The 10,040-nt window shown below is 62.3% G+C and carries 7 protein-coding genes and 1 pseudogene; 3 read left to right on the plus strand and 5 right to left on the minus strand.

Annotation, left to right across the window (positions count from 1 at the left end):
* Together Q0331_RS02625 and tatB are read left to right on the plus strand one after the other, a co-directional pair.
* Positions 1-201 (plus strand): annotated as a pseudogene (locus Q0331_RS02625) (anti-sigma factor); the annotation flags it as partial.
* A gap of 36 nt (positions 202-237) precedes the next feature.
* On the plus strand, positions 238-825 hold the full coding sequence (gene tatB / locus Q0331_RS02630) for a Sec-independent protein translocase subunit TatB (protein WP_298074629.1): 588 nt from the start codon (positions 238-240) through the stop codon (positions 823-825).
* A gap of 31 nt (positions 826-856) precedes the next feature.
* Here the strand turns inward: tatB and Q0331_RS02635 are convergent, their stop codons facing one another.
* The 3 genes from Q0331_RS02635 to Q0331_RS02645 form a co-directional block, all read right to left on the minus strand.
* On the minus strand, positions 857-1,987 hold the full coding sequence (locus Q0331_RS02635) for an Mrp/NBP35 family ATP-binding protein (RefSeq protein WP_298074632.1): 1,131 nt from the start codon (positions 1,985-1,987) through the stop codon (positions 857-859).
* 64 nt (positions 1,988-2,051) lie between these two features.
* The gene (locus tag Q0331_RS02640; RefSeq protein WP_070488151.1) at positions 2,052-2,588 is read right to left on the minus strand and encodes a DUF1003 domain-containing protein; all 537 of its coding nucleotides are present in this window, start codon (positions 2,586-2,588) and stop codon (positions 2,052-2,054) included.
* A 7-nt stretch (positions 2,589-2,595) separates the two neighbouring features.
* Positions 2,596-3,912, minus strand: a complete 1,317-nt coding sequence (locus tag Q0331_RS02645; RefSeq protein WP_298074635.1) for a magnesium transporter MgtE N-terminal domain-containing protein — start codon at positions 3,910-3,912, stop codon at positions 2,596-2,598.
* Positions 3,913-4,013: 101 nt separating this feature from the next.
* Between Q0331_RS02645 and Q0331_RS02650 the strand changes: the two genes are divergently transcribed.
* The gene (locus Q0331_RS02650; RefSeq protein ID WP_298074637.1) at positions 4,014-4,613 is read left to right on the plus strand and encodes a hypothetical protein; all 600 of its coding nucleotides are present in this window, start codon (positions 4,014-4,016) and stop codon (positions 4,611-4,613) included.
* A gap of 132 nt (positions 4,614-4,745) precedes the next feature.
* Here the strand turns inward: Q0331_RS02650 and Q0331_RS02655 are convergent, their stop codons facing one another.
* Together Q0331_RS02655 and Q0331_RS02660 are read right to left on the minus strand one after the other, a co-directional pair.
* Positions 4,746-8,441, minus strand: a complete 3,696-nt coding sequence (locus Q0331_RS02655; protein ID WP_298074640.1) for a multifunctional oxoglutarate decarboxylase/oxoglutarate dehydrogenase thiamine pyrophosphate-binding subunit/dihydrolipoyllysine-residue succinyltransferase subunit — start codon at positions 8,439-8,441, stop codon at positions 4,746-4,748.
* Between the two features lie 53 nt (positions 8,442-8,494).
* Positions 8,495-10,040 (minus strand): ABC transporter ATP-binding protein (locus Q0331_RS02660; RefSeq protein ID WP_298074642.1); only part of this gene is annotated, 1,546 nt, incomplete at its 5' end.

The raw sequence follows: 10,040 nt of genomic DNA on the forward strand, positions 1-10,040 counted from the left end.
AGTGCGGCTCACCGTCTGCGGGAGCACGCCTCGGCGGTGCACACCCCCGGCGGACTGATGGAAAAGCTGCAGCGTATTCCGGATGAGTGCGACGAAGACGAGTCCCCGCATCGCTTCTCCGTCGATGGCTGCCGCCGCCCCGAAACTCTCCTCGACCGCGTAGATCTGCTGCTGCGGAAGCTCCCCTTCCTCGGCAAGTAAAGTGAAAGTCTCTACGGAGTAAGTTAGGTTAGACAGGTGTTTTCCAATGTAGGTTGGGGCGAAGTCCTCGTACTCTTGATCGTTGCGTTATTCCTGATCGGCCCGGAACGCCTGCCGGGGCTTATCAAGGAGGTTCGCGCGATGTTGCTGGCGGTGCGTAAGGCCGTATCGCAGGCAAAGGAGCAGATCGACGGGGAGCTAGGGGAGGACTTCCGAGAGTTTTCTAAGCCGCTGCAAGAGCTCAACTCGGTGCGCCAGATGGGCGCGAAGGGCTTCATCACCAAGACGCTTCTGGATGACGACGATAGCTTCCTAACCTCCTTCAACGAGACGAAGCAGGACGTGAAGGACACCGTCGATACGGTGCGCAAGCCGAACCTGCGCGAGTCCCTCAAAGCCGACAAGAACAAGAGTTCCGCGCAGTCCCAGCCCGCCCCTGCCAGTGGTAGCGCGGACAACGGCGGCATTGCCGTGACTCAGCAGTCCAACGCAGGCGAGTCCCGCTCTAGCCTCGATTCCCCAGTCGCCGAAGCCGCCGAGCAGCTGACGGGTGACGCGGGGAACCCGGACGCAGCTAAAGAAAAGCCCTCCGCACCCGGCTACGGGTGGGAGGACGTGACCTAGGCTCTTTGCTCGGGTTTTCCTTCTGCTTCGCCTATTTCTTTGTGACGCCGAGGTTCAGCGACTTACCTGCCAGTGAACTACGGCGTACCGCCAGCTGATCGGCGATTCCACCGAAGGCGATTGTGGCCGGCGAGTTCGGCTCGGACAGCACAATTGGGTTGCCCAGGTCGCCGCCGACGCGCAGGTTCGGATCCAGCGGGATCTGGCCCATCAGCGGCACCTTAGCGCCAGTGATCTGGGACAGGCGGTCGGCGACGAACTGACCGCCACCGGAGCCGAATACCTCCATGCGGGAGCCATCCGGCATGTCCATCCAGCTCATGTTCTCGATCACGCCGCCGATACGCTGGCGGGTCTGCTGGGAAATCGAGCCGGCACGCTCCGCAACCTCTGCTGCGGCGGCCTGCGGGGTGGTGACGATAAGCAGCTCGGCATTCGGCACCAGCTGCGCCACCGAGATCGCCACGTCGCCGGTGCCCGGGGGCAGGTCCAGCAGCAGGATGTCCAGGTCGCCCCAGAAAACATCTGCCAGGAACTGCTGGATCGCGCGGTGCAGCATCGGGCCACGCCACACGACGGGGGAGTTATCGCCGATGAAGTGGCCGATGGAGATCAGCTTCACGCCGTGCGCCTGCAGCGGCATGATCATCTCGTCCACCTGGTGTGGCTTATCCGTGGAGCCCATGAGACCAGGGACGGAGTGGCCGTAAATGTCGGCGTCGATCACGCCGACCTTCAGGCCACGCTTCTGCAACGCGACAGCCAGGTTCACGGTAACGCTGGACTTGCCCACGCCGCCCTTACCGGAGGCGACTGCAAATACTCGAGTGGTGGAATCGGCCTGGGCAAAGGGGATCACCGGGTCGGCCGAGTCTCCGCGCACCATCTGGCGGATATTACGGCGCTGCTCGTCGCTCATCACGTCGGTGGTGACCGTGACGTTCTCCACGCCTTCGACGGACGCCGCGGCCTCGCGCGTCTTCTCCGTCAGGTGGTTTTTCATCGGGCAGCCGGCGATCGTCAGGTAGATCTCCACGGCGACATCACGACCGTTGATGTCGATGGACTTTACCATGCCGAGATCCGTGATCGTGCGGTTTAGTTCAGGATCCTCTACGCGGGATAGCGCGCTGCGTACAGCGGATTCAGTGACTTGGGACATGATGGGTTTCAGTCTATCGAACGACCGGCGAGACGCTAATTTGGCCTCGTCTGCGGGTGCCGGGCTAGTCCTCGCGCGCATCCCCGCGGGCTTCTTCATCGCGGCGGGAGTCGTCGATCTTGTCGTCGATGCGCTGCAGAATGTCGTTGAGCTCCTCCAGCTCGCGGCGCAGGTAATCGCGAGTGACGGTTTCGCCCACCGCAATGCGCACGCTCGCGACCTCGCGGGCCAGGAACTCCGTATCGGCCTTGGTTTCCGCGGCGCGGCGACGGTCTTCATCCAAGCTGACGCGGTCGCGGTCATCCTGGCGGTTTTGTGCCAACAGAATCAGCGGCGCGGCGTAAGCCGCTTGGGTGGAGAAGGCGAGGTTCAGCAGGATGAACGGGTAGGGATCCCAATTCCACCACATGCCGCCCAGGTTCAGGGCGATCCAGGCGACCACGATGACGGTCTGATAGAAGAGGTACTTGCCGGTTCCCAGGAAGCGGGCGATGTTCTCGGCAACGCGGCCTACACCATCGCCATCCAGGTTGAACTTCTTTTTCTGGCGCGTGGCATCGGTTGGTGTATCGAGATCCGCGCGGGAAAACTTGCGAGCCATGGTGTGCCTATACCTCCTTCACATCTGGCGTTGCTGGCGTGTTCGGCGCTGTAGTCGTGGCCGGAGAATCCACACGCCAGTCTTCCTCACGCCAGTCCTCCGGCAGCATGTGGTCCAGCAGGTCATCGACGCTCACGGCGCCCAGCAGGTGCTGGTCGTGGTCCAGCACTGGGCCGCACACCAGGTTGTATGTCGCGAAATAACGCGCCGCGGTCTCCTGACTGTCTTCGGCGAACAGCGCCGGCAGCTCCAGATCCAGGATGCCGCCGATCAGGGAGGACGGGGGCTCCCGCAGCAACTTCTGCAGGTGGACACAGCCCAGGTATTTGCCCGTTGGGGTGGCCTGGGGAGGACGCACAACAAAGACCAGGGAGGACAGGGATGTCGGCAGTTCTGGGTTGCGCGCGTGGGCGAGAGCTTCGGCGACGGTGGCCTGGGGCGTCAAAATGATCGGCTCGGGCGTCATTAGCGCACCCACAGTCTCGGGCGAGAAATCCATGAGACGACGGACGGGCTCCGACTCCTCGGGATCCATTAGCTCCAGTAGGACGTCCGAGGTGTCCTCCGGCAGCTCGGCCAGAATATCGGCGGCGTCGTCCGGATCCATCTCCTCTAGGACGTCCGCGGCGCGTTCGATGTTCAGGTGTTCAAGGATCGCCGCCTGGTCGTCGTCCGGCATCTCCGCCAGCACGTCCGCTAGACGTTCATCGTCCAGCTCGGAGGCGATCTTGTTGCGTCGCGCATCGTCCATCTCCACCAGGGCGTTCGCCACGTCGGCGTTGCGCATCTGCTGGAACGAGGCAATCAGCTCCGCATCCTGGTTCACCGCGCCCGTGCCCGAGGCGTGGAGACCCTGGATGTGTTCGATAGGGATGACGTCGATTGATGTCTTGCGGCCCAGGCGGCTGCGCTGAGTCACAGCCAGATTGCGGATTTTCCATTCACGGCGACGACTACGGGTGAGCTCCACGTCCGTGATCTCCACTGCCTTGCCATGCAGTTCCTCGTGTGCTGGATCGTCCGTGTGCACCTTCGAACCAATGAGGTCCTCGAAGATTGTTAGCTCTGCAGAGCGGGACTTAAAGGGGCGCAGGTTCACGGAACTAGACGTGGTGGTGATGTCCGTGCCGGTGATCGTTGCGATGCGGAGCATCGGGAGGAAGATCTTGCGTTTGTTCGCAATCTCCACCACCAAGCCCAAGGCAGTCGCATTGTCGCCGTGGATGGTTATGACGACATCGCGGACACGGCCGACGGACTCGCCGTCTGGTCCCAGAACAACAAGGCCAGCCAAACGTCCTGCATAAACACGACTAGTACTCATGGGTACTTAGGTTACTTCATAGCCCCTTCGGGGTAGAATGTGGCGAGTTAGAAGGCGTTTGGATAGCGTACGGCGAACAAAGGGGCACGAGAGAGATGCGAATGCTGGGCGGGCGAGACGTGGCGTCAATAATAGCGACAGCAACCTGCCTGGCAGCCATCGGCGGCCTGACGGCCTGTGCCGAAGAACAGCCCGAGCCCTTCCTGATTGGGGTGCCGGAGAAGCCAGTAGACGACGCACCTATGCCCGAGCGCTACGCCGATGCTTTCGCGCGCTACCTGGTGCGAGAGCTCAATGAAGAGGATCGCAAGGGGGAGCGAGAGATGGTACCAGCGGATCAGCGGGTACGGCAGCTGCGCACCGGGGAAATCAACGTTACCTTCGGCTGTACGGGGGAGCTGCTGGACCTGCTAGACCGCAACCGGGCGAAGGAGCTGCGACAGGAACTGAAGAAGGCAGGCAGCGGGGAAGGCGCCGGCGGGGAAGAGGTGGATGAGAAAGCCCTCGTCTACGACGAACTGCTGAGTTCCCTGCCGCAGGAGGTTGGCACGAGTTTGCCCGGGGATGCCACCCCCTGCTCGGATAGTTCGCTACCGCAAAACGCAGTGGTGTTGTACGCGAAGCGGGTGGTCGGACGCGATGAAATCCGACAGTTGAACTCCGTCACGCAGGGGACGTCGATGGAGATGCACGGGGCCTAGAAGCAGCCGCTGTCTGCGGCTGTATGAGGCGCGCAGCGCGAAAGAGCCCGCCACGTGAACCTTGGAGGTTCGTGGCGGGCTCTTGCCTTGCTTGGGTGCTAGCGCCGGGCTAACGCCTGGCGGGGGAGCGCTTTACTCGAAAGCTTCCTCCAGCAGCTGCTTCTGCTCCAGCTGGTGCACCTTCGCAACGCCGGTGGCGGTGGAGGACTGTGCACGGCGGGACACGCGCTTCAGCTGGATACCCGGGATGTGCTCCGGCAGCTGCAGAGCCAGGAACGGCCACGGGCCCTGGTTGGCCGGCTCGTCCTGAACCCAGCGCACCTCGGCGTTCGGGTAGTTATCCAGCGCATCCTTGATGCGGTTGAACGGAATCGGGTGCAGCATCTCCACACGGACGATGGCCACATCGTCGCGCCCGTCTGCCTGACGCTTCTTCTCCAGATCCCAGTAGATCTTGCCCGAGCACATCAGGACGGTCTTGACGTTTTCGTTCTTGCCGTTCTGGTTCGGATCGTCGATCACGGACTGGAACTTCTTCACCTCGGTGAAGTCCTCCACGGAGGAGACAGCCATCTTGTTGCGCAGCATCGACTTCGGGGTAAAGACGACCAGCGGGCGCTTCAGGGAGCCCAGAGCGTGGCGGCGCAGCAGGTGGAAGTAGTTCGCCGGGGTGGACGGTTGGGCGATGGTCCAGGAGCCCTCAGCGGACATCTGCAGGAAACGCTCGATGCGGGCGGAGGAGTGGTCCGGCCCCTGACCCTCGTAGCCGTGCGGCAGCAACAGAACCAGGGAGGAAATCTGACCCCACTTGGCCTCGCCGGAGGAGACGTATTCGTCGATGATGGTCTGGGCGCCGTTGGCGAAGTCGCCGAACTGAGCCTCCCAAGCCACCAGGGCATCCGGGTTACCCACGGAGTAGCCGTACTCGAAGCCCATGCCCGCGTACTCGGTCAGAGCGGAGTTGTAGGCCTCGAAGCCGCCGCCCTTACCGGACTCGCGTGCGAGCTCCTCCAGCGGGCTGTAGCGGTCGTGGTCGTCGTGGTCGAAGAGGATAGCGTGGCGCTGGGTGAAGGTACCGCGCAGGGAATCCTCACCAACCAGGCGCACCAGTTTGCCACCGTCAACCAGGGAGCCGAAGGCCAGCAGTTCGGCGAAGCCCCAGTCGATCTTGCCGTTGCGGGACATTTCCTTGCGGCGCTTGATCACCGGCTTTACGCGCGGGTGCGGGGTGATGTGATCAGGAACATCGGCAAACAGGTCGCCGATGTGCTCGATGAGCTCGCGATCCACAGAGGTATCCAGGCCACGCGGCAGCTCCTGGGAACCGGTAATGCCGCTCTGCTCCTTCGGCTTGGCGCCCTTCTCGGCCTCGCGTACCTGGGTGAACACGGTCTCCAGCTGCTCGTGGAAGTCGCGCTGGACGCGCTCGATGTCTTCCTCGGTCAGGTCGCCGCGGCCCAGCAGGGTCTCGGTGTACTGATCACGGGAGCTCTTCGTATCACCAATCAGCTTGTACATCAGCGGCTGGGTCATCGACGGATCGTCGGCCTCGTTGTGGCCGCGACGGCGGTAGGTAACCAGGTCGATGAATACGTCCTTGCCGAAGCGGTTGCGGTAATCCACAGCCAGGTGTGCGACCCACACGACTGCCTCTGGGTCGTCGCCGTTGACGTGGAACACCGGGCTGTCAAAGCCCTTCGCCAGATCGGTGGCGTAGTGGGTGGAACGACCGGCATCTGGGGTGGTGGTGAAGCCGATCTGGTTGTTCACGATGATGTGGACGGTACCGCCGACCTCGTAGGGCTCCAGGCGAGCCAGGTTGATGGTCTCCTGCACGATACCCAGGCCAGTGAAGGCAGCGTCGCCGTGCAGCAGCAGCGGCATGACGGTGTGCTTCTCGTGCAGCTGATCCTGCTTAGCGCGGGCGATGCCCTCCATGACCGGGTTCACGGCCTCCAGGTGGGAGGGGTTGGCAGCCAGGTAGACGTCGATCTCGTTGTCGCCGAACATCTGGTGGTAGTGGCCCTCTTGGCCCAGGTGGTACTTCACGTCGCCCGAACCGCCAGCCGCACCCGGATCGATGTTGCCCTCGAACTCGGTGAAGATCTGTGCGTAGGGCTTACCCACGATGTTGGCCAGCACATTCAGGCGGCCACGGTGCGGCATGCCGATGACGACCTCGTCCAGAGCTGCGTCGGCAGCGCGGTCGATAGCAGCATCCATCATCGGGATCAGGGTCTCAGCGCCCTCCAGGGAGAAGCGCTTCTGGCCGACGTACTTGGTCTGCAGGAAGTTCTCGAAAGCCTCAGCGGAGTTCAACTTCTGCAGGATGTACTTCTGCTGTGCCGTGCTGAATCCCTCCTGTCCAGCCTCGATGCGCTCCTGCAGCCAGGTGCGCTCTTCGGCGTCCAGAATGTGGGTGTACTCCGAGCCAACCTTGAGGGTGTAGGCCTTGCGCAGGTGGGCAAGAACCTCACGCAGCGTCATGGTCTCGCGGCCAGCGAAACCACCGACGTGGAAGGTGCGGTCGAAGTCCCAGAGGGTCAGGCCGTGGGACTCGATGTCCAGGTCGGAGTGGTCCGGGATAGGTAGACCCGGCTGGGTCCACTGCAGCGGGTTGATGTTGGCGATCAGGTGGCCGCGGGAGCGGTAGGCCTCGATCAGCTGCATTACGCGGGTGGACTTGTCTACGCCGATGTTCGGCAGATCCTGGCTCCAACGGGTCGGAGCGTAGGGCACGCGCATGGCGTGGAAGATCTCGTCCCAGAACTCGTCGTTGATCAGCAGGCGGCTCATGGTGCGCAGGAACTCGCCGGACTCTGCACCCTGGATGATGCGGTGGTCATAAGTGGAGGTGATGGTCACCAGCTTGCCGATGCCCATCTCGCCCAGGCGATCCTCGGATGCGCCCGCGAACTCGGCGGGGTAGTCCATGGAGCCCACGCCGATGATGGCGCCCTGGCCCTTTGTCAGGCGCGGCACGGAGTGGCGGGTGCCGATGCCGCCCGGGTTGGTCAGGGAGATGGTCACGCCGGTGAAGTCGTCCATCGTCAGCTTGCCTTCGCGGCCGCGGTGAACAACGTCCTCGTACTTTTCCACGAACTCGCCGAAGGACATGTTCTCGGCTTCCTTGATGGCGGCAACCACCAGGGAACGCTGACCGTTCTTGCCCACCATGTCGATAGCCAGGCCCAGGTTGATGTGCTCCGGGGTAACGAGCGTCGGCTTGCCGTCGACAACCTCGTAGGAGTTGTTCATATCCGGGTGGGCCTTGACTGCCTGCACCAGGGCGTAGCCGATGATGTGAGTAAAGCTAATCTTGCCGCCGCCGCGCGCACGCAGGGTCTCGTTGACCATCGCACGGTTTTCGAACATCAGCTTCGCCGGCATATCGCGCACGGACGTAGCCGTCGGGATCTCCAGGGAAGCGTCCATGTTCTTAACTACGGCCTTGGCGGCGCCTCTAATGGGGGACTCGCCGGGTTCTGGCGCTTCTACCGGCTGCTTCGGAGCAGGCGGAGGGGTGCGCTTCGGGGTGGGCTTAACGCTGCTGTCCTGGTTCTGGGATGCAGAACCCTTAGGCTGCTTGCCGTCCGCCGCCGTATCCCGGTTGGGGGTGACGGTGTTCTTGGTGGAGCTTTGGCCGCCCGTGGTCTTCTGTGCTCCGTTGCCCGCCGCAGCCTGGGTGTTGCCCGACGGACTTACTGGAGAGGAATTTTTCTCAAAGTAATCGCGCCATTCAGCGTCGACAGACTTTGGGTCTTCCTTGTACTGCTGGTACATCAAATCGACCAGCCACTCGTTTTGACCGAAATTTGCGCTGCTCACAGCAGGTCCTCGCCTCTTTCCTTTATGACTTTAAGTCTCGTCGTTCCACACTACTACAAACCCGTTGTTGGCCTTGGGGCGGCATTCCACAATTCGGCATATGGCCCGCCGTTTTGTAGTAGGTTGTTATGTTCGCCAATTTCGACGATACGGCCGTGATCCATCACGACGATTGTGTCGGCCCGGGCGGCGGTGCGTAGCCGGTGCGCGACGATGAGCGCGGTGCGGTTGCGAGTTACGCGGTTGATCGCTTCGACGATCTGAGCCTCTTCGTCGTCGCTGATGTTGGCCGTCGCTTCGTCCAACAACATGATTGCTGGTCGGATGTATTCCGCCCTTGCCAGCGCGATCATGTGCTTCTGTCCGGCCGAGAGTGTGCTCGTTCCGGGGGAGATGTGGGCGCTGAGCCCGCCGGGGATTGTCTGCAGGATCCTCTCGCCGCCGATTCGCTCGACTGCCGCCTGCACTTTAGCCAGATCCGTGTGGCTTGCGTCGTCCGCGCCGTAAGCGATGTTCTCGGCCACGGTTCCGGCAAACAGATGTGGCTCCTGCGGCACGGTGCCGATGCAGCGCCGCCATCCGCGTACGTCGAAACTCCGAATGTCCGTTCCGTTTGCTTGTACCGTCCCTTCCGTGGGATCCATGAACCGGTTTACCAGCCGCAGTAAAGTGCTCTTGCCCGCGCCCGTTGCGCCGACCACCGCCGTGGTGCCGCGGAAAGTGTGGTCGATGTCTAGGGTCGGCTCGACGTGTTTATTGTTTCTGTATTTATATTTGACGTCCTCACACCGAATCGCCGGACCCTTCACGAAGGCGGGCAGCGCTGCGTCGGCTGGCGCGGTAACGGCTGGACGTTCGTTAAGCAGTCCGCGGATCCGGGAGACGCTGACGCTAGCTTGCTGGAACTGATCGAATACCTGGGAAAGCTGTTGGATCGGGCCGAAGAGCATCGTCAGGTAGAGGCTGAATGCCACCAGCGCGCCCTCTGTGGTCTGGCCATTGGCAACGAGGGCTCCGCCTGCACTGAGTATCGCGGCCTGCGCGAGTTGGGTGAGAAGGTTTATACCGGGGAAGTACAGGCTCACCGCCGTTTGCGAATGGGTGCGCAGGCGGAGGTATTCGCGGGATTCTTTGTCCAGGCGGGTCTCCAGGGCAGCGCCATAGCCGAAGGCCTGGCCAGTGGGGAGTCCCATGAGAGCTTCTTGGAAGGTGGCATTGACCTGGCTGATCTGACTTCTGGCTCGAGTGTAAAGGCGGCGGGAAATCAGGCGGAACGCCACCGTGGCAACGACGATGACTGGCAGGAACAGCGCGACTATTCCGGCCAGCTTGAGGTCAGTGCCGATAAGCATTCCGAGGATGCCTAAAGCCAGGGTGGCGGACACGATTGTTTGGGAAAGTCCAGACTGCAGGAAGCTGGACAGAGAGTCGATGTCCGTCGTCAGGCGAGTCATGATCCTGCCACTCGACTGGCGGTGGAACCACAGAAGATCCATCCCCGTGATGTGGCGGAACAGTCGGTTGCGCAGGGTGAAAATCAGCCGTTCGCCGGTCAGCGTGGTGAGCACGGTGTTGGCGATCTGCGCGCCCCAGGAGAGT

The sequence above is a fragment of the uncultured Corynebacterium sp. genome (assembly GCF_937999985.1).
Lineage (GTDB): Bacteria > Actinomycetota > Actinomycetes > Mycobacteriales > Mycobacteriaceae > Corynebacterium.